The sequence below is a fragment of the Streptomyces sp. NPDC001070 genome, assembly GCF_053598835.1.
This window is the reverse complement of the sequence record NZ_JBSFLB010000009.1, coordinates 72,097-96,104: the sequence shown is the minus strand read 5'-3', so window position 1 is coordinate 96,104 and position 24,008 is coordinate 72,097. Positions and strand designations below refer to the sequence as shown.

Genomic DNA, 24,008 nt, shown 5'->3' with positions numbered 1-24,008 from the left:
TTTCCCGAGTGTATGTGTTCGCGTTTTCAGCTCCGCACACACCCGTGCCCGGCGCTGGGATGATCTTCCCTGCGCCGGGCACGTCACGCCACTGGTGCGGTGCGGACCCTCAGCCGCGGCCCGCGGCCTTCTGGCTCTTGCGCGACACCGAGTCGATGACCACGGCGGCGAGCAGCACCGCGGCGGTGATCATGTACTGGAGCGCGGTGTTCATGTTGAGCAGGTCCAGGCCGGTCTGGATGGACTGGATGACCAGCATGCCGAGCAGCGCGGACCAAACGTTTCCGCGGCCGCCGAAGAGGCTGGTGCCGCCGATGACCGCGGCCGCGATGGCCAGCATCAGGGTGTTGCCGCCGCCCGCGCCGAGCGAGGCGGTGTAGGTCTGGGCGGCGAAGAACAGGCCGCCGATCGCCGCGAACGCGCCGGAGATGGCGAAGACCGAGATGCGGATCAGGGCGACGTTGATGCCGGCCCGGCGGGCGGCCTCGATGCTGCCGCCGACCGCGAAGATCTTGCGGCCGTAGGCCGTGCGACGCAGCACGAAGTCGATGATCACCAGGGCCGCGAGGAAGATCACCAGGGCGTTGGGCACACCGTTCGCCTGGTTCAGCACGTACGCGGAGATGAACGCGACCACGGCCAGGGCGCCGACCCGCAGCGCGATCTCGCTCGTGGGCCGGAACGGGACGCCCGCCGTGCGGCGACGGCGCTGGTCGATCAGCGAGCCCGCGAGCATGGCCACGGTGCCGAGGCCGGCCAGCAGGTAGGCGCCGGAGATGTCCTTGTCCAGGAAGAAGGACTGCTGGCCCAGGATGTGCAGCGGGCCGGAGTCCTGGATGGAGAGGCTTCCGCTGTCGCCGAGCAGCTGCAGCATCAGGCCGTTCCAGCCGAGGAAGCCGGCGAGGGTGACGACGAACGCGGGGACGCCGAGCTTCGCGAAGAACCAGCCGTGCAGGGCGCCGATGACGATGCCCGTCGCGATGGTGAGGAGCAGCGCCAGCCAGGGGTTCATCCCGTGGGTGGTCGCCAGGATGGCGAAGAGGGCCGAGGCCAGACCGCTGACCGATCCCACCGACAGGTCGATCTCGCCCAGCAGCAGGACGAAGTTCAGGCCGATGGCGAGCATGCCCGTGGCGGCCAGGAAGAAGCCGATGTTGGACAGGTTGCCGGCGGTGAGGAACTCGCTGGACTGGCTCTGGAAGACGGTCCAGATGATGATCAGGCCGATGATGACCGGCAGCGAGCCCAGCTCGCCACCGCGCACCTTGCGCTTGAACTCGGTGAGGTAGCCCTTGAGGCCTTCCTCACGGACCAGGAGCCGCGGGTCGACGAGGGGGACCGCCGCCGAGGTGGGGTCCTCCACCGAGGACGCGGCCTTCTCCGTCTTCACGGTCTTCGAGGTGTCGCTCACTTTGCCGCCTCCGTGCTGCGCCGCCCCTGACGGCGGGTCACGGCATTCTCCGTGGCACCGGTGATGGCGGAAATGATCTCTTCCTGGGACGTGCTCTTGACGTCGAACACGCCGTTGTTGCGGCCGAGGCGCAGTACGGCCACCTTGTCCGCGACGGCCTTGACGTCGACCATGTTGTGGCTGATCAGGATGACCGCGAGGCCACGCTCGCGCAGCCGCTCGACCAGGTCGAGGACCTGGGCGGTCTGCTCGACGCCGAGGGCGGCGGTGGGCTCGTCCAGGATCACCAGCTTGGGGTCGCCGATCAGCGCGCGCGCGATCGCGACGACCTGCCGCTGTCCACCGGACAGGCTGGCGATCGGGATGCGGACGCTCGGGATGCGGATCGACAGGGTGCCGAGGAGTTCGCGGGAACGCTTCTCCATCGTGACCTCGTCGATCACGCCGGCGTGCAGCAGTTCGCGACCGAGGTACAGGTTGCCCACGACGTCGAGGTTGTCGCAGAGGGCGAGGTCCTGGTAGACGGTGGCGACGCCGAGTCCCTGGGCGTCGTGCGGCCGGTTGATGTTGACCGGCTTGCCCTCCCACTCGATGACGCCCTCGTCAATGGGGTGCACACCGGCGATCGTCTTGACCAGGGTCGACTTTCCTGCGCCGTTGTCGCCGACGAGCGCGACGACCTCTCCGGCGTGGACCTCCAGGTCGACATCGGTGAGTGCCTGGACCGCACCGAATCGCTTGGAGACTCCGCGCAACGCCAGCACGGGCGTAGCGGACACGTGAACCATCTCCTTCGCCGCCTGACCGGCGGGGATGCCGCGCTTGAGGACAGGCGCGGAGTTTTGTGCGCAAGGCACAGGTTTACAAGATGAACGTGCGCGAAGCCAGTCCTCGGCATGTGCAGTGGTTCCGTCCGACGCCCGCCCCGGCAGCGGGGTCTTGAGTGAGGCGGGCGTCGGACAGGCTTCGCGCGGGCGGCCTCCGGTGGGCCGGAGGCCGGCCCGGGTTACTTGATGCCGGCGGCCGCGCAGGCCTTGGCGAACTCGGCGGTGCAGATCTGGTCCACCGTGTAGAGCTTGTCCGCGATCACCGTGTCCTTGACGTTGGCCTTGGTGACCGAGACCGGGGTCAGCAGCTGGGACGGGACCTTGTCACCGGAACCGCTGGTCAGCGAGGTGGTGGCCAGCGAGTCGATGCTCTTGCCCTCGACCAGGTTCACCGCGAGCTGGGCGGCGGCGTCGGCCTCGGGCTTGAACGCCTTGTAGACGGTGCTCGACTGGGTGCCCGCGATGATCCGCTGGATGCCCGCGAGTTCGGCGTCCTGACCGGTCAGCGGGATGCCGCTGATGCCGGCGCCCTTGAGGGCGGTGGCGATGCCGCCGGCCATGCCGTCGTTGGCGGAGTAGACGCCCGCGATGTTCTTGGCCTTGAGCTGGGTGATGGCCGCCGTCATCTTCTGGTTGGCGACGGTGTCCTTCCACAGACCGCTCTGCTCGTAGGCGATCTTGACCTTGCCGTCGAGGATCTTGTGGGCACCCTGCTTGAACAGCGCGGCGTTCGGGTCGGCGTCGTCACCGTTGATCATGACGACGTTCGCCGACGGCTTGGCCTTGGCGCCCAGCGCGTCGAGCAGCGCCTGGCCCTGGAGCTCGCCGACCTTCTCGTTGTCGAAGGAGACGTACGCGGAGACCGGGCCCTGGGCGAGACGGTCGTAGGCGATGACCTTGATGCCCTTGTCGACCGCCGCCTGGACGGAGGACTTGATGGCCGCGGCGTCCTGGGCGCTGATCACGATGACCTTGACACCCTTGGTGATCATGGTGCTGACCTGCTGGGCCTGCTTGCCCGCGTCGCCGGCCGCGTTCGCGTACTGGACGTCACAGTCCGCGCACAGCTCCTTGACCTTGGCCTCGAAGAGCGGCTTGTCGAACTGGTCGTAGCGCGCGGTGACGCTGTCGGGGAGCAGCAGGCCGATGGTCTTGCTCTTGCTGTCGCTGCTGCTGCCGCCGCCCGCCTTGTTGTCGCCGGCCTTGCCGCACGCAGCAACGGAAAGGGCCATGGAGACGGCCGCGGTGCCGATGACGACGCGACGCATCATTGCGTTCATGTGGGGTTGCCTCCCTGACAGGGCCGCAAGAGACTGCGGCCGAGGTGAGCGTGAGTCAACTCGGCAACAGCCTTGACGTCAAGAAGTAAATACTTAACGAGATGGCAACGGTGCGTTTCGTTATCTAGATGAACGCAGAGTGATCTCTACAACACAGCAACCGCTGCGGGAACATTAGCATCCAAAAGGGATGAATCCCCCACCTCGCTGAGCGCCAGCGCGAGGGCGCCCAGCACCTCCGCGCGAGCGCCCAGGCCGCCTGAGACGACCGAGAGCCGACGGGCGGCACTGGGGATCGCGTAGCGCGCCACGGACTCCCTGATGGGCGCCAGGACCAGCTCTCCGGCCTCCGCCAGGTCACCGCCCAGCACCACCCGGCTCGGGTTCAGCAGGTTGGCCAGGCTCGCGACGCCCATGCCGATGTGCCGGCCGACGTCCGCGATCACCCGCCGGCAGCCGGGATCGCCCTCCCTGGCCAGCTGCACCATGCGCGCCATGGTCAGGTCGGGGCCGTGGCTGCCGCGCAGCAGGTCCAGGACGTAGCGGGCGGCGGTGAAGGTCTCCAGGCAGCCGCGGTTGCCGCAGCGGCAGACCGGACCGGACTCGTCCAGCGTGATGTGGCCGATCTCGCCCGCGGTGCCACCGGGGCCGCGGTAGATGCGGCCGTCGATGACCAGCCCTGCGCCCACACCGCTGGCCACCTTGATGTACGCGAGGTCCTTCACGCCGCGGCCGCCGCCCCAGACCAGCTCGCCCAGGGCGCCGAGGTTCGCGTCGTTGTCCACCTGCACCGGCATGCGCAGCCGCTCGGCCAGCTCCTGGCGCGGGTTGATGCCGCCCCACCCCGGCAGGATCGCCGTGGAGCCCAGCGCGCCGGTCTCCACGTCGATCGGGCCCGGGACGCCGAGACCGACGCCGATCACCTTGTCGGCGCTGATGCCGCTCGACTGGATCAGCCGCGCGACCAGCTGCTCGGCCCGGTCGAAGCCTTCGGAGGCCGAACCGTCCACGTCGATCGGCTCGGACTGCTCGGCCAGCACCTGGTGGGCCAGGTTGCCGACCGCCACCCGCAGGTGGGAGTGGCCGAAGTCGACGCCCACGACGACGCCGGCGTCCCCGGACAGCGCCACCGCGCGGGCCCGGCGGCCCCCCGAGGACGTCGGCGTGACCTGCACGGTCCCGTTGTCGCGCAGCTCGCGGACGATATTGGAGACCGTCGCCGCGGACAGCCCCGTCGTACGGGCGATCTCCGCCTGCGTCAGCGAACCCGCCATCCGTACGGCCCGGACCACCCGTTCGAGGTTGGCCCGGTGCAGCGACGACTGGGATCCCGGAGTCTCCACGACCATTCCACTCCTGCCGAACCGGACGGGAGCCACGCCGATGAGACCCCGTCGTCTACAACATGTGAACTCTAAGCAAGCCTTTTGGTCCGCGTCCCGTCAAGGGGGAGAACCAGACCGCTATGGGAATGCCCGAATAATCCAGAAGCGGCCCCGCATCTGGCGGGACCGCTTCCGTTTCGGGCCGGTGACTGCGTAGGGTGACTACTTGAGCGCGCCGGCCGTCAGGCCGGCCTGGACCTGCTTCTGGAACACCGCGTAGACCACCAGGACCGGCAGCATCGAGATGGTCAGTCCGGCGAAGAGGCCGGACCAGTCGCCCTTGTACCCCTGCTGGACCGCGAGGTCCGCCAGGCCCTGGGTGAGCACCCATTGCCGGGTCTCGCCCTGGTTGAGCACCAGCGGCAGCAGGTACTGGTTCCACTGACCGAGGATGTTGAAGATGCCGACGCTGATCAGGCCCGGCTTCGCCATCGGCAGCATCACCTGGAAGAACGCCCGGGTGTGGGAGGCACCGTCGATCAGCGCCGCCTCCGCCACCGTGGTCGGGAGCGTTCTGAAGAACGCCGTCATGAAGAAGACGGTGAACGGCAGCGAGTACGCGATGTAGACCAGCACCAGCCCCGGCACGGTGTTGAGCAGGCTCATGTTCTTCAGGACGAAGAACAGCGGGACCAGCACCATGATCACCGGGAAGGCCATCCCGCCCACGAACAAGAAGTAGATGAACCGGTTCCCCGGGAACTCGAAGCGCGCCAGGACATAGGCCGCCATCGAGCCGAGGATCATCGTGCCGGTCGTGGAGAAGCCGACCACGACGAAGGTGTTCAGGAAGTACTGGCCGATGTTGGCCTTCGTCCAGGCGCGGCCCCAGTTCTCCCAGTGCAGCTCGGTCGGGAGCGACCACGGTGACCCCAGGATCTGGGCGTCGGTCTTGAAGGAGCTCCACAGGGCCCACAGCAGCGGGACGCCGACCATGAGCGCCCACAGGATGAGGAAGCCGTGGGAGAAGACGTTGAGCACGCCGCCCTCGCTGCTGCGCCACTTCCAGCGGACGGCCTGCCGTCGTGCGTCGCGGGAGTCGCGCTTCTCCACCTGTACGGTGTCCGTCGCCATTTGCCTTTCCCGTCCTTCAGAACTCGATCCGCTCACGGCGCGAGAAGCGCATCGTGAGGACGGCGAACACCATGGTGACGATCAGCATCGCGATGCCCATGGCCGCGGCGAGGCCGTACTGGCTGCTGTCGCGGAAGGCCGTCTTCCACAGCAGCAGCGGGACCACCTCGGTGGCGTGGTCGGGCCCGCCCACCTGGACGGACATGATCTGCACGACCGCGAAGGCGTCCATGGCGATGATGCCCATGTAGACCCAGCCGGTCTGGACCGTGTCCCACAGCAGGGGGAGGGTGATGCGGAAGAAGGTCGTGCCGCGGCTCGCGCCGTCCAGCAGTGCCGCCTCGTAGATGTCGGTCGGGATGGAGGACATGCCGGCCGAGAACAGCACCACGTAGAAGCCGACGTTGCACCAGATCATCACGACCATGATGCAGGCGAGGGCGAGGTTGGGATCGCCGAGCCAGGACTGCTGCAGCGACGTCAGGCCGACCGCCCCGAGCAGCGAGTTGAGCAGCCCGTCGTCCGGGTCGGGGTTGTAGATCTGCTGCCACAGGACGGCGACGATCGTGATCGACAGCACCTGCGGGAAGAAGTAGACGATCTTGTACAGGCCCGCCCCCCTGACGCCGGTGACCGCCGCCGAACCCCTTCTGCGGCGGCCACCGACGTTCAGCATGAAGGCGAAGAACAGGCCGAGCGCCAGCGTCACGACTGGCACCACCAGGAGAAGGATGACGTTGTGCCACAAGGCCTGCCAGAACAGGTCGTTGTGCAGCAGTTTGTCGTAGTTCTCCACTCCGATGAAGTTCATGTCGGGCGTCAGGCCGCTCCAGTCCGTCATCGAGATCTGGAACGCCTGGAGGAACGGCGAGATCACGAAGACGGCGTACAACGCCAGTGGAGCCGCGAGAAACCCGGCGATGAACCGGTACTTGCCGTGTCGCATGGCCTCGTCCCGTCAGGCGTGCTTGAACTTCTTGATCGACGAGTCCTTCTTGGTGTCGTCCGCACCCTTCTGCGCCCGCTTGATCCACTCATCGGCCTTGATCTTGCCAGTGAGCAGCTGGCCGGTGGCACCGCCGATGGTCTCGTTGCAGAGCTTGGGGTACCAGTCCTGCAAGCGCGGGTTGACCACGTTCGCCGCGGCCGCCTTCAGGCCCGCGCTCGCCGAGGTGAGGCCCGGCGTCAGGGTCAGGCCCTCCTCGGCGCCGGCGACACAGGTCAGCGACTTCAGGGAGGTGGTGAAGGCCTGGGCGTGCTTCTTGCTGAGCATGATGCGCAGCAACTCCATGCCGCCCTCGGGGTTCGCGCCGTCCTTGGCGACGATGAAGGGCTCACCCGAGGCGGCGCGGATCGCGCCGAACGGCAGCTTGTCGCTGCTGCCGGTGCCCAGGAGGGCGCCGACGCCGAGTTCGAAGTCCTGCGGCATCGTCGGCGCGGCCTCGTTCTCCACCCACGAGCCGTTCGGGATGAAGACGGCCTTGCCCTTGGTCCAGGCGGTCTGCGACTGGATGTGGGTCATGCCCTCGGAGCCCTTGAGGAAGTAGCCCTTGGCGGCCAGCTCCTCGTAGTACGCCACGACCTGCTTGACCGCGTCCGTCTGCCAGGCGCCGTCCTCGAGGTTGTCGATGGCGACGAGCCCCTCCAGGCCGCCGACCTTGGCGATCTGGGCGAAGAGGTCGAAGTGCACGTAGTACGGGTACTTGCCCGGGTAGGTGAAGGGGGCGATGCCCGCCTTCTTGATCTCCCCGGCGAGCTTGATCATGTCGTCGAAGGTCTGGGGGTACTCCCAGCCCTTGTCCTTCATGAGCTTCTGCGAGTACCACGTGCCGTAGACGGTGAAGGCGTAGTTGAGGGCGTAGACCTCGGTGCCACCGTACTGGCCCTGCTCGATGGTGCCGGCGACGAGGGTGTCGCGTACCTTCTTGCTCGGGTCGTCGATGGTGGCCGCGTCGAGCAGCGGGGTGAGGTCGGCGAGCTTGCCCTGGGCGGCCAGCGAGGCGGTGTCGAGGTTGTCGGCGCCGGAGTTGTCCATGACGTCCGGCGGGTTGCCGCCGGCGAAGCGTGGCTGCAGCTTGGGGCCGAGCGCCTGCGTGCCGGTGTGCTTGACGGTCACGCCGTAGGTGGAGTTGTACTCCTTCTCGGCGTTCTTGACGTAGTCGTCGCCGAAGCCGCCCTTGAAGATGAACGCCTCCATGGGCGCGCCCTTCTTCACACCGAGCGGGTTCTTGGCGGTGGTCTTGCCGGCGGGCTTCTTCTTGCCGTCATCGTCGCTGCCGCCCGAGGTGGCGCATGCGCTGAGGAGCGAAGCGGCCGGCACGGCCACCAGGCCCACCGCCATTGCGCGCTTGATCAGATCCCGGCGGTTGATGTCGGATCCCATGCTCAAAGCCCTCGCCTTCTCCAGGACTCGTGCGGTGCAGCGCAATTCGCCGACGACCGCGATCAGTTGAAGCTTGGGTGGTGCATCTTCGTCTGGTTGTGCGCGTCCGCCGAGGTGAGGGCTTCTCCACGAGCCGGGCGCCCGCCGTTCCCCCCGCCTTCGGCTCGGGTTCGCGAGCCCTTGGACGCCGACAGGTATAGTCCACTTCCCTTGGGCGAGGCAAGATCGAACGCAGGTTTGTCCGTGGGCTTTCCCGAGTTGAGACCTCCCCGAAATGCGGCCTACCTCCGCGATCCGCACACGGCGGCGGCCCGTTCATGCTCATCGAGCGGTGACGGGCCGCGGTTCGGGAGCACCTGGTTCACCCCAACGGAGTAACCCGGCGCACCACGGCGGGGCCGGATCCGCGCAGGCGCAGCAGCACGGTCCCGTGCAGGCGGCCGGCCGGGCAGTAGCCCCACCGCTTGGAGTCCTCGGAGCCGGGATGGTCCCCGAGGAGGACGAGCATCCCCGGCGGTACGAGCCGACCGGGGCAGCGGGCGGCCCAGGACGGTACCGGGTCTCCCCCGGCCGCGGCGACGCGCTTGACGTACCAGTGCGTCTCGTCCACCGCTCCGGTCGCGGCAGTCGCCCGCCAGCCGGTCAGCGGTTCGGGCCGGTCGACCACCACGACCCGGCCCCGGCGTGCCCGCAGCCCCCGGCGCAGGACCAGGACCACGTCCCCGTCCGCCAGCGCCGGGGACATGCTGTCGCCGGACACCGTCACCGCCACCAGCAGCCGCCGCGCAACCGCAGGCGCACCGACGGCGACGGCGATCACGGCGGCCGCGACGAGGGCGGCCGGCAGGCCCGGGCTCACGACGGGACCCCGGCCTGGTACCCCTCGGCCTGGGTGCGGAACATCCGCGCGTACGTGCCGCCGGCCGCCAGCAGGTCGTCGTGCGCCCCGTACTCGACGACCTGCCCGTCGCCGACGACGGCGATGGCGTCGGCCTGGCGGACGGCGTTCAGCCGGTGCGACACCAGCAGACTCGTGGCGCCCGACCGCAGCTCCCGCAGCCGGTCGTGGACCCGGCGCTCGGCCATGGCGTCGAGCCCCGAGCTGGGTTCGTCGAGGATCATCAGGTCCCGGCCCTCGCGCATCAGTCCGCGGGCGAACGCCAGGCGCTGCCACTGGCCTCCCGAGAGCCGCACCCCGGTGGCGGTGTCGTCCGCGTCCTCGCCGACGAAGAACAGTCGGCTGAGCAGCGTCCCGTAGCCGCGGGGAAGCTTCTCCAAGCTGGTGTGGACGTCCGCCCGCTCGGCGGCGGCACGGATCGCGTCCGCGTCGCCGATCCTGTCGACGTCGCCGATGCCGATGTTCTCCGCGGCGGTCAGGTCGTACTCCATGTAGTCCTGGAACACCACGCCGATCCGGCGGCGCAGTTCCTCGACGGGCATGTCGCGGAGGTCCACCCCGTCCCACAGCACGCTGCCTCGCTGCGGGTCGTAGAACCGGCACAGCAGCTTGACCAGGGTGCTCTTCCCCGCCCCGTTGGCTCCGACCACGGCGAGACTGCTGCCGTACGGGATGGACAGGTTCACGCCGCGCAGCACCCACGGGCCGTCGTCGGAGTACCGGAACCACACGTCGCGCAGCTCCAGCGCCGTGCGCAGCGCCGACGGGGGCTGCGGGCGGGATCCCGGTGCCAGGTCGTCCCGGACCCCGGTCACGGCGAGGAAGTGACCCATCAGGAGGGCGGCCTGGTGGCCCATGGCGACGTTCTGCACCAGGGTCCCGAGACAGGACTGCACCCCGGCGAGGGCGGTGACGAAGACGGAGACGTCACCCAGCGACACTGCACCGGCCGCCGCCTCGCGCACCGCCCAGAGGAGGCCGGCCGCGGAGAGCAGGGCACCCAGCAGGGCCAGGCACGCCTGGACCCCGACCGCCCGCGCCTCCAGCCGGTCCTCCTTGCGGTTGACCGCGCGCAGTTCCGTCAGCATCCGGCCGTGCAGGAAGTCGCCGAGCCCGAACAGGCGTACCTCCTTGGCCGCCTGATGGTCGGTGAGCAGCTGCTGGTAGAAGAGCTGCCGGCGGGCGGCCGGGCTGGTGCTCCACACCAGCCCGGCGCGGCGGCGGCTCAGCGCGAGCTGGGCGAACATCGCGGGCACGGCGGCCAGCAGGGCGACGACGGCCATCAGCGGGCCGATCGCCGCGAGGGTGGCCACGAAGCCCAGCACCGTCAGCCCGCCCTGCAGTGTCTGCAGCCCCACCGAGACCAGCTGGTCGGGGGCCGTCTGCGCGCTCTGCTGGGCGAGCCGCAGCCGGTCGTGGAAGGCGGGGTCCTCCAGCGTGCCGAGGCCGCTCAGCCGGTTGACCGCACCGAACAGCCTGTCCATGGCGTGCAGTCCGGCGGCCCGGCGGATCCGGCCGGCCGCGTACGCGGACACTGCGGGGCAGACCGCCAGGACGACGGTGAGGGCACCGATCCCCGCGGCCGGCCACAGCAGCTGCCCCAGGTCGAGGTGGCCGCGGGAGAGCCGGTCGAGGACGGACTTCATCAGCCACGCAACCCCGATCGGCGCGGCCCCGGACACCACCGCGAGGGCCGCCTGCAGCGCCAGCATCCCCGGCGAGGCCCGCAACGCCAGCCGGTAGGCGGCGGCGAGCCCGCGCCCGAAGGAGGCCGCCGCACCGGTACCGCCCGCTTGCTCGGGCGTCTCCCCGGCCGTCACCGGGATTCGCCGTCCGGCACCATCCGGCTGCGCCAGCGTCTGATCAGCCCCGCGGTCAGCACGAGGTCGAGGACCACGACGGCCGAGACGAGCACGAATCCCGCGACGAGGTACCGCATGGCAAAGTCCCTTTCTGCGATCACGCGCCGCCCGCCCGCGGCGCCGCCGGGGCGCGCAGCAGTGCCGCGAAGTCGTCGGTGAAGACGATGAGTGTGGTCAGGAGCGCCGCGGTCCCCGCGGCGAGCAGGGTCGCGGGGACCGCGGCGGGGAGCGTCGTCCCGCCGGTGAGCGCCAGTGCCGTGCCCGTCCCGGCCAGCGCGAGCAGCAGGAGGTTGCGCGCGATGTGCCATCCGCCCATGACGGCTGTCGTGGACCCGAAACAGGCGCAGCTCACGGACCGGCCGCGGGCGACGGCCGCGGCCGGGACGGCCGCGAGCACGGCGCAGAAGGGTACGGCGAGCACGAATCCGGCGGTCGTGCACGGCGGCACCGCGAGCAGCAGTGCCAGGGCGAGCTCCGCGAGCGGGACGAGCGCGGCGGCCGTCCGCCGCGCACCCGGCCGGTGGAATCCGAGGGCGGCAAGCGAACCGGCGAAGCCCCTCCGGTCGCGTGCCTTGGCCACCCCGGCGAACGCGAACACGGCGACGAGGGTGATCCTGCAGGTGAGCAGCACGGCGGACATGGATCTCCCGATAGGTGGCGGACCGGCGAGGACGGGCCCGCCCCGACGCGGGCTGCGGCCTGGCCGGGGGCGGCACCCCCGGCCAGGCCGCATGGGGGTCAGCCGCAGTAGTAGGTCCTGAGCGTGACGGTCTTGCAGCTGCCGTAGATGCACTTGTCGGCGCACAGCACGCTGGTGACCTGCTCCGTCCAGCAGACCGTCTCGCACATCGCCGAGGCGGTGGCGCGGGGCAGCAGGGCCTCCACGGCGCGCGAGGCGTGGCGCTTCAATGACGTGATCATGCCTACTCCTTCGTGGGATGCGGTGCACAGGGACGGGCACTTGCTACGGACGGCCCGGGTGGTCCCCGGCGCCGCCCGGGCTCAGACCGCGGCCGGGTAGCCCTGGAGCGCCGGGTATCCGGCGCCCGCGAGGATCGCGAAGCCGTCCGCGTCGTAGTGAACGAAGGTGGGAAAGCGGCGGACCCCGAACGCCCCCGAAAGCCGCGCGGTCAGGTCCTCGGTGACGACCTCCGCCGCGATGTCCCCCAGGCGTCCGGCGAGTTCGCTGCCGGCCGCGTCCTCGCCCCGGAGCACCGCGAGGGTGCGTCCGCCGCGGGACGCCACCCGTTCGGCGTACTCGGCGAAGTGGGGCAGGGCCTCGACGCAGGACCCGCAGTCCAGGGAGAAGAAGCCGAGGAAGGTCTCCTCGCCGGCCGTGCCCGCGGGGGCGAGCAGCCGGGCGAGCGGGCCGTCCGCGTCGATCGCGGGCAGCCGGTCTCCCACGACCGGGCCGGCGACCTCCCCAGGAGCGCGCACGGTCCTGGCGACCGCCTCGAGCTCCTGCCAGCGGCGAAGAATCACGATGATCAGCCCGAGGTTGAGTGCGGCCAGGATTCCGACCAGCACCAGCCCCGCGACGACGAACGGCATGGCCACGTCCTTCACCAGAGATCGACAGTGCGGTGGCCCGAGCCTGCCGGGTGCCACTGGCCATGGACTTGCCGGACGCTTGCCGCCCGCGGAGCGTGGCTGATACAACCAGCCCCCATGACGCATGGGGGAATGGGTTTTCGAGTGCTGGGCGGGGTCGAATGGTCGATCGGCGGACGCTCCCTCGACATCGGGCGCCGAAAGGAGCGGTGCCTCCTCGGGCTCCTGCTGCTGGACATGGGCCATGTCGTGCCGGTGGCGCGCCTGATCGACCTGTTGTGGGACGGCGAGGCGCCGGCCGGGGCCCGCGGCAGCCTGCAGGTGCACGTGTCGCGCTTACGGGCGCGCCTCTCCGCGGCGCGAGCGGAGGCGTACGGCTTCGGCATCGTGCGGCACGGCGACGGATACCTGGCCCAGGGGGACCCCGACGCGGTGGACATCCACCGCTTCCACGGCCTCGTACGGCAGGCGCAGGCGGCCGAGTCGCCCCGGGAGCGGTCCCGGCTGTTGACCGCGGCGCTGGCGCAGTGGCGCGGGCCCGTCCTCAGCGATGTCGCCTCGGGCACCCTGCGGCAGCGGCTCGGCGCCGGCTTCGACGAGGCGTTCCTCTCGGCGACCGCCCAACGGATCGAGGCCGAACTTGAACTCGGCCGTCACGAGGGGCTCCTCGCGGAACTGGCCGCGCTGACGGCGCGCCATCCCCTGCACGAGGGCCTGGCCGCGCTGCGGATGACCGCGCTGCACCGGGTCGGCCGGCGCAGTGACGCGCTGCGCGCCTTCGAGGAGATGCGGGAGCGGCTCGCCGACGAGCTGGGACTGGACCCCGGCGACGCGCTGCGGCAGGCCCAGACCCGGGTGCTGCGCGACGAGCGGCGGCGACCGCAGGTGCGGACGGCGGTGCGGCCCGTCCCGTCCTGGCTGCCGCCCTGCCCGGCGGACTTCACCGGGCGCGGCGGCGAACTGGCGCAGCTGAGCCGGATGGCGGCGGCCGCCCGGGTCGCCGGCGGTGGGGTGGCCGTGGTGGGGGCTGCGGGCGCCGGGAAGACCGCGACCGTGATGTGCTGGGCCGCCCGGCACAAGGCCGCCTTCCCCGACGGCTGTTACTTCGTCGATCTGCGCGGCCACGCGGACGGCCCGCCGCTCGCCCCGGTCGAGGCGATGCGGGAGGTGCTGCGCTCCGCAAGCGCCGAGCCGGACCGCGGACGCGGCGGGGCGGAGGGACCGGCGGCCACGCTGGCGGCGTACCGGCGGACGCTGGCCGGGATGAGGGCCCTGTTCGTCCTGGACGACGCCGTGGACGTGGAACAGGTCAGACCTCTCCTGTGGGCGGGCCCCGGCTCGCTGGTGGTGGTCACCAGCCGCAACCGCATGGGCGGCCTGGTCGTGGCCGGCGATGCCGCGGTGCTCGGCCTCGGGCCACTACAGCCCTGGGAGGCGACGGCGCTGATCGCACGGATCGTCGGCGCGCGGCGCGCCGCGGCGGAGCCGTCGGCGGTGGGCAGGCTCGCGGCGCTGTGCGGTCAGCTCCCCCTGGCCCTGCGCATCGCGGCGGCCGGGCTGGTCACCCATCCGCACTGCACGATCGAGGACCACGTGACGGGCCTGGAGGACGGCGGCCTCCTGGACGGCCTCGCCGTGCCCGGCGACCGCCGTTCCCCGGTGCGCACGGCGCTGGACCGCTCGTACCACCGGCTGACGCCCGGCGCGCGCAGTCTGCTGCGCGTCCTGGGCACGCTGCCCGGGGACAGTGCCACTGTCCCGGTGCTGGCCGCGCTCACCGGAGCCGACCCCGGGCTGCTGGCCCGCCGGCTCGACCTGCTGTTCGCCGAGCACCTGGTGGACTTCCGCGGCGGTGGCCGCTTCACGGTGCACCGCCTCGTGCGGGAGTACGCCCGCAGTGCGGGCGCGGCACCGGCACCGATCGGGTGACCGTACGCCGACGGGCCGCACCCCTCCGGGAGGGATGCGGCCCGTCGGTCGCGCGCGGTGATCCTTACCTGCGGATCAGGGAGCGCAGGACGTACTGCATGATGCCGCCGTTGCGGTAGTAGTCCGCCTCACCGGGGGTGTCGATGCGGACCACGGCGTCGAACTCGACGCCGGTGTCGGTCGTCACCTTGACGGTGCGCGGGGTGGTGCCCTCGTTGAGCTCGGTGATGCCGGAGAACGAGAAGGTCTCCTCACCGGTGAGGCCCAGCGAGGCCGCCGAGGCGCCCTCGGGGAACTGCAGCGGCAGGACGCCCATGCCGATCAGGTTGGAGCGGTGGATGCGCTCGTACGACTCGGCGATGACGGCCTTGACGCCCAGCAGCGCGGTGCCCTTCGCGGCCCAGTCACGGGAGGAGCCGGAGCCGTACTCCTTGCCCGCCAGGACGACCAGCGGGGTGCCGGCGGCCTGGTAGTTCTGCGACGCGTCGTAGATGAAGGAGACCGGGCCGCCCTCCTGCGTGAAGTCGCGGGTGTAGCCGCCCTCGGTGCCCGGCGCGATCTGGTTGCGCAGGCGGATGTTGGCGAAGGTGCCGCGGATCATGACCTCGTGGTTGCCGCGGCGGGAACCGTAGGAGTTGAAGTCGCGGCGCTCCACACCGTGCTCGGTGAGGTACTTGCCGGCCGGGGTGTCGGCCTTGATGGCGCCGGCCGGGGAGATGTGGTCGGTGGTGACCGAGTCGCCCAGCTTGGCCAGCACGCGGGCACCGGTGATCTCGGTGACCGGGTCCGGCTCCATGGCCATGCCCTCGAAGTACGGGGGCTTGCGGACGTAGGTCGACTGCGGGTCCCACTCGAAGGTGTTGCCGGTCGGGATCGGCAGCGACTGCCACTGGGCGTCGCCGGCGAAGACGTCCTGGTAGGAGGTGCTGAACATGTCCTGGCCGATCGCGGAGGCGACGACCTCGTTGACCTCCTGCTCGGAGGGCCAGATGTCCTGCAGGAAGACCGGCTTGCCGTCGGTGTCGGTGCCGATGGCGTCCTTGGTGATGTCCACCTTCATGGAGCCGGCGATGGCGTACGCGACGACCAGCGGCGGGGACGCCAGGTAGTTCATCTTGACGTCCGGGTTGATCCGGCCCTCGAAGTTGCGGTTGCCGGACAGCACCGAGGTGACGGCCAGGTCGTGCTCGTTGACGGCCTTGGAGACCTCCTCCGGCAGCGGGCCGGAGTTGCCGATGCAGGTGGTGCAGCCGTAGCCGACGAGGTTGAAGCCCATCTTGTCCAGGTACGGGGTGAGGCCGGCCCGGTCGTAGTAGTCCATGACGACCTTGGACCCCGGGGCGAGGGTGGTCTTCACCCACGGCTTGCGGCTCAGGCCCTTCTCGACCGCCTTCTTGGCCACCAGGGCGGCGGCGACCATGACGTACGGGTTCGAGGTGTTGGTGCAGGAGGTGATCGCGGCGACGGTGACGGCGCCGTGGTCGATCTCGTAGGTCGAGCCGTCAGGGGCCGTGACCAGGGTCGGGCGGGTCGGCACGCCGTTCGTGGCGGCCGGGGAGTCGGAGGCCGGGAAGGACTCCTTGCCCGACTCGTCCGCGGTGTCCACGTAGTTGCGGACGTCGGCCTTGAACTGCTCGGCGGCGTTGGCGAGGACGATGCGGTCCTGCGGGCGCTTGGGGCCGGCGATGGAGGGTACGACCGTGGAGAGGTCCAGCTCCAGCTTCTCGGAGAAGTCCGGCTCGGCGGCCGGGTCCAGCCACAGGCCCTGCTCCTTGGCGTACGCCTCGACGAGCGCGAGCTGCTGCTCGGAGCGGCCGGTCAGCTTCAGGTAGTTAATGGTCTCCACATCGATCGGGAAGATCGCCGCGGTGGAGCCGAACTCCGGCGACATGTTGCCGATCGTGGCGCGGTTGGCCAGCGAGGTGGCGGCCACGCCCTCGCCGTAGAACTCGACGAACTTGCCGACGACACCGTGCTTGCGCAGCATCTCGGTGATGGTCAGCACGAGGTCGGTGGCGGTGGTGCCGGTCGGCAGCTCACCGGTCAGCTTGAAGCCCACGACGCGCGGGATCAGCATGGAGACCGGCTGGCCGAGCATCGCGGCCTCGGCCTCGATGCCGCCGACGCCCCAGCCCAGGACACCGAGGCCGTTGACCATGGTGGTGTGCGAGTCGGTGCCGACGAGGGTGTCGGGGTACGCCTGGCCGCCCCGGACCATGACGGTGCGGGCCAGGTGCTCGATGTTCACCTGGTGGACGATGCCGGTGCCCGGCGGAACGACCTTGAACTCGTCGAACGCGGTCTGGCCCCAGCGCAGGAACTGGTAGCGCTCCTTGTTGCGGCCGTACTCCAGCTCCACGTTCTGCGCGAAGGAGTCCGGGGTGCCGAACTTGTCGGCGATGACGGAGTGGTCGATGACCAGCTCGGCCGGGGCGAGCGGGTTGATGCGGGACGGGTCGCCGCCCAGTTCCTTGACGGCCTCGCGCATGGTGGCGAGGTCGACCACGCACGGCACACCGGTGAAGTCCTGCATGATCACGCGGGCCGGCGTGAACTGGATCTCCTGGCTCGGCTGGGCCTGCGAGTCCCAGTTGCCGAGCGCGCGGATGTGGTCGGCCGTGATGTTCGCGCCGTCCTCGGTGCGGAGCAGGTTCTCCAGCAGCACCTTCAGGCTGTAGGGGAGGCGCGCGGCGCCCTCGACCTTGTCCAGCCGGAAGATCTCGTACGATTCGTCGCCCACCTGCAGGGTGCTGCGGGCGTCGAAGCTGTTCGCCGACACGACAGTCTCCTTCGTAACTTTGCGCGTACCACCGCAATGCTGCCGCTACGGCCCCCAGGCCGATCCGCTAAGGTAAGGCTAAGTAAGGTGAGCCTTACCTCTGGCGGCAGCGGTGCGCCTCGGCAGATATCTCGATGTCGAGATAACTCTAATACATCACCGCTGCCGGGTCATGCGCTGGGCCGCCTGCGCGCGGCTCCACGAGGCACCCGCACGCCGTCCTCACTAACGCCTTCCCGTACCGCTGCCGGCCAATCGACGGCCGGGAGGCGCTGCTACGTCCCTACGTGCTGCCGCACCGCTCGGCTCAACGCCCTCCGGACGCGCTCCACGGCACCCGAGCCCCCGCCTCAGGCTTCCGGCCGCATCAGGGCGTTGAGCTCGTCCCATGGGATGCCGCCGTCCAGCGCGGCGTACGTGCCGACGGCCAGCAGTTCGCGGGTGGCGCGGTCGACGAGGGCGTAGGCGGCCTCCGCGACGGCGCTGCCGAGGCTGACGCGCGCGGCGCCGGCGGAGGCGAGGACGGACACCGGGGGCGCGCCGGGCCCGGCGAGGATGCCGACGGGGGCGTCGATTCCCTCGGCCAGGGCGCTGACCACGTCCGGGTCGGTCACTCCGGGCACGAAGATCCCGTCGGCGCCCGCCGCGAGGTAACCGGCGGCCCGTTCCAGGGTCTCCCCCAGGTCGCCGGAGCCGCGCAGATAGGCGTCGGTGCGGGCGTGGACGAACAGCGGCACCCCGGCCTCGCCGGCCGCCCGGCGTGCGGCGGCGATACGGGCGGCCTGGTTGGCGGGGGCGCGCAGCGGCTCGGGGCCGCCGGTGTACGAGTCCTCGATGTTGACCCCCACCGCACCCGCGGCGAGGACGGCCCGCACGGTCTTCGCCACGCCCTCCGGGTCGGCCGCGTAGCCGCCCTCGATGTCGGCGCTGACGGGGACGGAGACGGCCGCGGCGACCCGTGCGGTCAGCTCCAGCGCGAGACCCGGGTCGACGTGGTCGCCGTCCGCGGTGCCCAGGGTCCAGGAGACGCCGGAACTGGTGGTGGCGATCGCGGCGGCCCCGGCGCGCTCGGCGACGCGGGCACTGGCGGCGTCCCAGGCGTTGGCCAGCAGCAGCGGGCGCCCGGGGACGTGAAGGGAGCGGAAGAGTTCGGCCTTGGCCTTGAGTTCGCTGATCACGTCCCGCAGTCCATCACCGGCCCGGGGCCCGCGTCCGGCGGATTTCCGACACGTACGTCCCGTGTCGCCGCCTCGCACGTCGATGTCGGATTCTCGCTAGCCCCGGCCCGCCCGCCCCACGGATGCTGGGGGATGTGCATGAGGACTTCGAGCGCTGCGTGCGCGCCGTTCAGTCGAAGGACTCCCGTTTCGACGGGTGGTTCTTCACCGCGGTGCTGACCACCCGCATCTACTGCCGTCCCGGCTGCCCGGCGATGCCCCCGAAACCGCAGAACATGACGTTCTACCCGAGTGCGGCCGCCGCCCAGCAGGCCGGCTTCCGGGCCTGCAAGCGCTGCCGCCCCGACGCCAGTCCCGGCTCGCCCCGGTGGAACGAGCGGGCGGACCTGGTGGCCCGTGCGATGCGGCTGATCGCGGACGGGGTCGTCGACCGGGACGGCGTGCCGGGTCTGGCGGCACGGCTCGGCTACAGCACGCGCCAGGTCGAGCGGCAGCTGCGGGCCGAGCTCGGGGCCGGGCCGCTGGCCCTGGCCCGGGCGCAGCGGGCGCAGACGGCCCGTCTGCTGGTCGAGACCTCGGAGCTGCCGATGGGTGACGTCGCCTTCGCCGCCGGGTTCACCAGCATCCGCACCTTCAACGAGACCGTGCGCGAGGTCTTCGCGATCACTCCGAGCGAGCTGCGGTCGCGGGCGGCCCGGCAGCGGCGCACCTCCCGGGCCGAGGTCGTCTCGGGGTCGGTGGCGCTGCGGCTGCCCTTCCGGGCGCCGCTGTGCCCCGACAACCTCTTCGGTCACCTCGCCGCGACCGCCGTACCGGGCGTGGAGGAGTGGCGGGACGGCGCCTACCGCCGCACGCTGCGGCTGCCGCACGGCCACGGGATCGTCGCCCTGCGGCCCGGGCCCGACCACATCGCCTGCCGGCTCTCCCTCACGGACTGGCGGGACCTGTCGCACGCGATCAGCCGTTGCCGGTGGCTGCTCGACCTGGACGCGGACCCGGTCGCCGTCGACGCGCTGCTCCGCGAGGACCCGCTCCTCGCCCCGTACGTGGACAAGAACCCCGGCCGCCGGGTGCCGCGCACGGTGGACGGCGCGGAGTTCGCGGTGCGCGCGGTGCTCGGCCAGCAGGTGTCGACGGCCGCGGCGCGCACGCTGGCGGGACGGCTGGTGGCGGCGCACGGGGAGCCCGTCGCCGACCCCGGGGGCGGGCTGACCCGCCTCTTCCCCCCGCCCTGGGCGCTGACGGCCCTGGACCCGGAGTCACTGGCGATGCCGCGCACCCGGCGGGCCACGCTGACCGCGCTGGTGGAGGCGCTCACCGGAGGCGGCCTCGACCTGGACGTCGGCAGCGACTGGGAGAAGGCGCGGCAGCAGCTCGCGGCGCTGCCGGGCTTCGGCCCCTGGTCGGTCGAGGCGGTCGCGATGCGGGCCCTCGGCGACCCCGACGCCTTCCTCCCCACCGATTTGGGTGTACGGCTGGCCGCGGAAAAACTGGGCCTCCCGGCCACCCCCGCCGCCCTCGTCCGGCGGGCCGCGGCCTGGCGTCCGTGGCGCGCCTACGCCGTCCAGCACCTGTGGGCCACCGGCGACCACCCGATCAACGTCCTGCCGACCGACCGAGCCTGAGGAACGATCATGTCCCTTCGCACACACGCCCTCATCGACAGCCCGGTCGGCCCGCTGACCCTGGTCGCGACCGACCGCGTCCTGTCAGGTCTCTACATGACCGGGCAGCGCCACCGCCCGCCCGAGGAGTCCTTCGGCGCGCGTCACGACCCGGCCGAGTCCCCGTTCGCGCGGGCCACCGAGCAGCTCCAGGCCTATTTCGCGGGTGAGTTGACCGTCTTCGACCTGCCGATGGACCTGCGCGGCACCCCCTTCCAGCAGCGCGTCTGGGCAGGCCTGCGGGCCATCCCGTACGGCACCGTCATGACATACGGTCAGCTCGCGGACAAGCTCGGCAGCCCCGGGGCGTCACGCGCCGTGGGCCTCGCCAACGGGCGCAACCCGGTCGGCATCATCGTCCCCTGCCACCGGGTGGTCGGCGCCTCCGGCAGTCTCACCGGCTACGGCGGCGGACTGGAGCGCAAGCGCTACCTTCTGGACCTCGAGCTCGGGTTGACATCTCATATGTGAGATAGTCTCGCCCCATGGGAGACGACTACCTCGCACGCATCGGCAAGCTCATCCGTGACGCCCGCCAGCACCGGGGCTGGACTCAGTCCCAGCTGGCGGAGGCCCTGGGGACCAGCCAGAGTGCGGTGAACCGTATTGAACGCGGGAACCAGAACATCAGCCTTGAGATGATCGCCCGAATCGGTGAGGCGCTCGACAGCGAGATCGTCTCCCTCGGCTACGCGGGTCCCATGCATCTGCGCGTGGTGGGCGGCCGTCGGCTCTCCGGCTCCATCGACGTCAAGACCAGCAAGAACGCGTGCGTGGCGCTGCTGTGCGCCACGCTGCTGAACTCCGGGCGGACCACCCTGCGCCGCGTCGCGCGGATCGAGGAGGTCTACCGCATCCTGGAAGTGCTGAACAGCATCGGCGTGCGCACCCGCTGGATCAACGACGGCAACGACCTGGAGATCGTCCCGCCCGCACGGCTGGAGCTGGACGCCATGGACACCGACGCCGCCCGCCGCACGCGCAGCGTCATCATGTTCCTCGGCCCCCTGATGCACCGCACCGACCGCTTCCGCATCCCGTACGCGGGCGGCTGCGACCTCGGTACCCGTACCGTCCAGCCCCACATGACCGCGCTGCGGCACTTCGGGCTGGAGGTGACCGCCACCAGCGGGATGTACCACGCCCGGGTCGCCCCCTCGGTGGCCCCGCGGCGGCCGATCGTGCTGACCGAGCGCGGCGACACCGTGACCGAGAACGCGCTGCTGGCCGCCGCCCGGCACGACGGGGTCACCGTCATCCGCAACGCCAGCTCGAACTACATGGTCCAGGACCTGTGCTTCTTCCTGGAGGAGCTGGGCGTCCGGGTCGACGGCATCGGCACCACCACGCTGACCGTGCACGGCGTCGCCGCCATCGACCGGGACGTGGACTACGCGCCCTCCGAGGACCCGGTGGAGGCGATGAGCCTGCTGGCGGCGGCCGTGGTCACCGAGTCCGAGCTGACCATCCGCCGGGTGCCGGTGGAGTTCCTGGAGATCGAGCTGGCGGTCCTGGAGGAGATGGGGCTGGACCACGAGCGCTCGGCCGAGTACCCCGCCGACAACGGCCGCACCCGGCTGATCGACCTCACCGTGCGCCCGTCCAAGCTGCGCTCCCCCATCGACAAGATCCACCCCATGCCCTTCCCGGGCCTCAACATCGACAACGTGCCGTTCTTCGCGGCCATCGCCGCCACCGCCCAGGGCTCGACCCTCATCCATGACTGGGTCTACGACAACCGCGCCATCTACCTCACCGAGCTGACCCGGCTCGGCGCCAACGTCAAGCTCCTGGACCCGCACCGGGTCCTGGTCGAGGGCCCGACCCGCTGGCGCACCGCCGAGATGATGTGCCCACCGGCCCTGCGGCCCGCGGTCGTCACCCTGCTGGCGATGCTCGCCGCCGAGGGCACGTCGGTCCTGCGGAACGTGTACGTCATCAACCGCGGCTACGAGGACCTGGCCGAGCGGCTCAACTCGATCGGGGCGCAGATCGAGACCTTCCGCGACATCTGACCGGCCCGGGTGTCGATCCGGGCGCTCGCCGTTCGTGTAGAGGGTGGAACGCCGGCGCAGGGCCGGCCCGGACCGCGAGGACGGCCGAGATGAAGCACTATCTGCTCAGCGTGTACCAGCCCGAGGGAGCCCCGCCCCCGCCCGAGTTCCTGGCGAAGGTCATGGCGGACCTCGACGTCCTGAACCGGGAGATGAAGGACGCCGGGGCCTGGGTGTTCGGCGCGGGCCTGAACGCCCCGAGCACGGCGACCGTGCTGCGGCCGCAGGGCGACGAGGTGCTCACCACGGACGGCCCGTTCACGGAGAGCAAGGAGTACCTCGGCGGCTTCACGATCATCAAGGCGGCCGACCTCGACGCGGCGCTCGCCTGGGGCCGCAGGCTGGCCCTGGTGACCACGCTGCCCATCGAGGTCCGGCCGTTCGCCCACGAGATCGAGGACTGACACCCGCCGTGCCGGATCTCCAGGCCGCCGAGGTCGAACGCGTCTTCCGCGAGGAGTACGGGCGCGCGGTGGCCGTCCTGGTCCGCCGGTTCGGCGACATCGACGTCGCCGAGGAGGCGGTCCAGGACGCGTTCACCACGGCCCTGCAGCGGTGGCCGGAGACCGGGCTGCCGCCGAGCCCGGCGGGGTGGATCATCACCACCGCCCGCAACCGCGCGATCGACCGGCTGCGCCGCGAGGCGGCCCGCGCGGACGGGCACGCCCGGGCCGCCCTGTTGCGGGGCGGGCAGGACGGCCAGGACGGCCACGAGCCGGGCGAGGAGGGCCCCGTGCGCGACGAGCGGCTCCGTCTGATCTTCACCTGCTGTCACCCCGCGCTCGCCCCGGCGGCGCGGGTCGCGCTGACGCTGCGGCTGCTGGGCGGTCTCACCACCGCCGAGATCGCCCGCGCCTTCCTCGTCCCGGAGACCACCATGGCGCAGCGGCTGGTCAGGGCCAAGGGCAAGATCCGCGATGCCCGGATCCCGTACCGGGTCCCCGACGAGGCCGACCTGCCGGACCGGCTCGGGGCGGTCCTCGCGGTGCTGTACCTGATCTTCAACGAGGGGTACCTGCCCGGCTCCGGCGACCGCCTGGTGCGCGAGGACCTGTGCGCCGAGGCGATCCGCCTGGGCCGGCTGCTGGCCGGCCTCATGCCCGACGAGCCCGAGGCGCTGGGCCTGCTGGCCCTGATGCTGCTCGTCCAGGCGCGCCGCCCGGCCCGCACCGGCCCGGACGGCGCCCCCGTGCCGCTGGCCGAGCAGGACCGCGAGCGCTGGGACCGGGCCCTGGTCGACGAGGGGCAGGCGCTGGTCCGCCGCTGTCTGCGGCGGGGCAGGCCCGGGCCCTACCAGATCCAGGCGGCGATCAACGCCGTCCACAGCGACGCCCCGGTCGCGGCCGCCACCGACTGGCGGCAGATCCTGGCGCTCTACGACCAGCTCGCGGCGGTGGCCCCCGGTCCCGTGGTGGCCCTCAACCGCGCCGTCGCGCTCGCCGAGGTCGAGGGTCCGGACGTCGCGCTGGCCGCCGTGGACGGCCTCGCCCTGGACGGCTATGCCGCCTTCCACGTCGTCCGCGCCGACCTGCTGCGCCGCCTGGGCAGGACCCCGGAGGCCGCCCAGGCGTACGGGGCGGCGATCGCCCGTACGGAGAACGGGGCCGAACGGGACTTCCTGCGCCGTCGCCGCCGGGCGCTCGGCCCGGCCTGACCGGCGCGCCCGGAGCCGGTCGGGCGACGCCGCAGCGGGGGCGCGCCCCCGGCTGCGGCAACGGGGCCCGGGGCCGGCC

At 71.3% G+C, this 24,008-nt stretch carries 21 protein-coding genes; 6 read left to right on the top strand and 15 right to left on the bottom strand.

From position 1 onward, the window contains the following. Positions 1-109 precede the first annotated feature (109 nt). The 13 genes from ACWDAS_RS13490 to ACWDAS_RS13430 all read right to left on the bottom strand — a co-directional run bounded on the left by ACWDAS_RS13490 (position 110) and on the right by ACWDAS_RS13430 (position 12,671). On the bottom strand, positions 110-1,411 hold the full coding sequence (locus tag ACWDAS_RS13490; RefSeq protein ID WP_450389386.1) for a sugar ABC transporter permease: 1,302 nt from the start codon (positions 1,409-1,411) through the stop codon (positions 110-112). Beyond that, positions 1,408-2,199, bottom strand: a complete 792-nt coding sequence (locus ACWDAS_RS13485; protein WP_450389384.1) for an ATP-binding cassette domain-containing protein — start codon at positions 2,197-2,199, stop codon at positions 1,408-1,410. The genes ACWDAS_RS13490 and ACWDAS_RS13485 overlap by 4 nt, the downstream gene beginning before the upstream one ends. A 218-nt stretch (positions 2,200-2,417) precedes the next feature. Next, positions 2,418-3,518, bottom strand: coding sequence for a sugar ABC transporter substrate-binding protein (locus tag ACWDAS_RS13480; RefSeq protein WP_450389382.1), 1,101 nt, complete (start codon positions 3,516-3,518; stop codon positions 2,418-2,420). A 146-nt stretch (positions 3,519-3,664) separates the two neighbouring features. Next, positions 3,665-4,861 carry an ROK family transcriptional regulator gene (locus ACWDAS_RS13475; protein ID WP_450389380.1) on the bottom strand — a complete coding sequence of 399 codons (1,197 nt, stop codon included), beginning with the start codon at positions 4,859-4,861 and terminating at the stop codon, positions 3,665-3,667. Positions 4,862-5,065: 204 nt separating this feature from the next. Beyond that, positions 5,066-5,977 carry a carbohydrate ABC transporter permease gene (locus ACWDAS_RS13470; protein ID WP_450389378.1) on the bottom strand — a complete coding sequence of 304 codons (912 nt, stop codon included), beginning with the start codon at positions 5,975-5,977 and terminating at the stop codon, positions 5,066-5,068. 16 nt (positions 5,978-5,993) lie between these two features. Continuing rightward, positions 5,994-6,923: a carbohydrate ABC transporter permease gene (locus tag ACWDAS_RS13465; protein ID WP_450389376.1), complete on the bottom strand. Its 930-nt coding sequence runs from the start codon at positions 6,921-6,923 to the stop codon at positions 5,994-5,996. A 12-nt stretch (positions 6,924-6,935) separates the two neighbouring features. Beyond that, positions 6,936-8,360 (bottom strand): N-acetylglucosamine/diacetylchitobiose ABC transporter substrate-binding protein, encoded by a 1,425-nt coding sequence (gene ngcE, locus ACWDAS_RS13460; protein ID WP_450389606.1) that lies wholly within the window; start codon positions 8,358-8,360, stop codon positions 6,936-6,938. Between the two features lie 361 nt (positions 8,361-8,721). Beyond that, positions 8,722-9,219, bottom strand: coding sequence for a S26 family signal peptidase (locus tag ACWDAS_RS13455; protein ID WP_450389374.1), 498 nt, complete (start codon positions 9,217-9,219; stop codon positions 8,722-8,724). Further along, the gene (locus tag ACWDAS_RS13450; RefSeq protein WP_450389372.1) at positions 9,216-11,078 is read right to left on the bottom strand and encodes an ABC transporter ATP-binding protein; all 1,863 of its coding nucleotides are present in this window, start codon (positions 11,076-11,078) and stop codon (positions 9,216-9,218) included. Before ACWDAS_RS13450 ends, ACWDAS_RS13455 begins: the two co-directional genes overlap by 4 nt. Beyond that, a complete protein-coding gene (locus ACWDAS_RS13445) occupies positions 11,075-11,197 on the bottom strand; it encodes a hypothetical protein (RefSeq protein ID WP_450389370.1) in 123 nt (40 codons plus the stop codon). Before ACWDAS_RS13445 ends, ACWDAS_RS13450 begins: the two co-directional genes overlap by 4 nt. 20 nt (positions 11,198-11,217) lie before the next feature. Then, entirely contained in the window at positions 11,218-11,760 is a 543-nt protein-coding gene (locus ACWDAS_RS13440; RefSeq protein WP_450389368.1) for a MauE/DoxX family redox-associated membrane protein, read from the bottom strand. A 98-nt stretch (positions 11,761-11,858) separates the two neighbouring features. Beyond that, complete coding sequence (locus tag ACWDAS_RS13435; protein ID WP_450389366.1) at positions 11,859-12,041, bottom strand: hypothetical protein; 183 nt, start codon at positions 12,039-12,041, stop codon at positions 11,859-11,861. 81 nt (positions 12,042-12,122) lie between these two features. After that, a complete protein-coding gene (locus ACWDAS_RS13430; RefSeq protein ID WP_450389364.1) occupies positions 12,123-12,671 on the bottom strand; it encodes a TlpA family protein disulfide reductase in 549 nt (182 codons plus the stop codon). Positions 12,672-12,803: 132 nt separating this feature from the next. Between ACWDAS_RS13430 and ACWDAS_RS13425 the strand changes: the two genes are divergently transcribed. Then, the gene (locus ACWDAS_RS13425; protein WP_450389362.1) at positions 12,804-14,600 is read left to right on the top strand and encodes a BTAD domain-containing putative transcriptional regulator; all 1,797 of its coding nucleotides are present in this window, start codon (positions 12,804-12,806) and stop codon (positions 14,598-14,600) included. Between the two features lie 64 nt (positions 14,601-14,664). Here ACWDAS_RS13425 and acnA read toward each other — a convergent pair whose 3' ends face one another. After that, positions 14,665-17,379, bottom strand: a complete 2,715-nt coding sequence (gene acnA, locus ACWDAS_RS13420; RefSeq protein ID WP_450389360.1) for an aconitate hydratase AcnA — start codon at positions 17,377-17,379, stop codon at positions 14,665-14,667. Positions 17,380-17,729: 350 nt separating this feature from the next. Next, a complete protein-coding gene (locus ACWDAS_RS13415) occupies positions 17,730-18,557 on the bottom strand; it encodes an isocitrate lyase/PEP mutase family protein (protein ID WP_450389358.1) in 828 nt (275 codons plus the stop codon). Positions 18,558-18,691: 134 nt separating this feature from the next. On the opposite strand from ACWDAS_RS13415, the gene ACWDAS_RS13410 reads away from it, so the two are divergent. The 5 genes from ACWDAS_RS13410 to ACWDAS_RS13390 all read left to right on the top strand — a co-directional run bounded on the left by ACWDAS_RS13410 (position 18,692) and on the right by ACWDAS_RS13390 (position 23,929). Further along, complete coding sequence (locus ACWDAS_RS13410; RefSeq protein ID WP_450389356.1) at positions 18,692-20,182, top strand: AlkA N-terminal domain-containing protein; 1,491 nt, start codon at positions 18,692-18,694, stop codon at positions 20,180-20,182. Between the two features lie 9 nt (positions 20,183-20,191). Then, positions 20,192-20,692: a methylated-DNA--[protein]-cysteine S-methyltransferase gene (locus ACWDAS_RS13405; RefSeq protein ID WP_450389354.1), complete on the top strand. Its 501-nt coding sequence runs from the start codon at positions 20,192-20,194 to the stop codon at positions 20,690-20,692. A 14-nt stretch (positions 20,693-20,706) separates the two neighbouring features. Beyond that, a complete protein-coding gene (locus tag ACWDAS_RS13400; protein WP_450389352.1) occupies positions 20,707-22,236 on the top strand; it encodes a helix-turn-helix domain-containing protein in 1,530 nt (509 codons plus the stop codon). A gap of 89 nt (positions 22,237-22,325) precedes the next feature. Beyond that, entirely contained in the window at positions 22,326-22,679 is a 354-nt protein-coding gene (locus ACWDAS_RS13395) for a YciI family protein (RefSeq protein ID WP_450389350.1), read from the top strand. Between the two features lie 8 nt (positions 22,680-22,687). Next, positions 22,688-23,929, top strand: coding sequence for an RNA polymerase sigma factor (locus ACWDAS_RS13390; RefSeq protein ID WP_450389348.1), 1,242 nt, complete (start codon positions 22,688-22,690; stop codon positions 23,927-23,929). Positions 23,930-24,008: the final 79 nt, after the last annotated feature.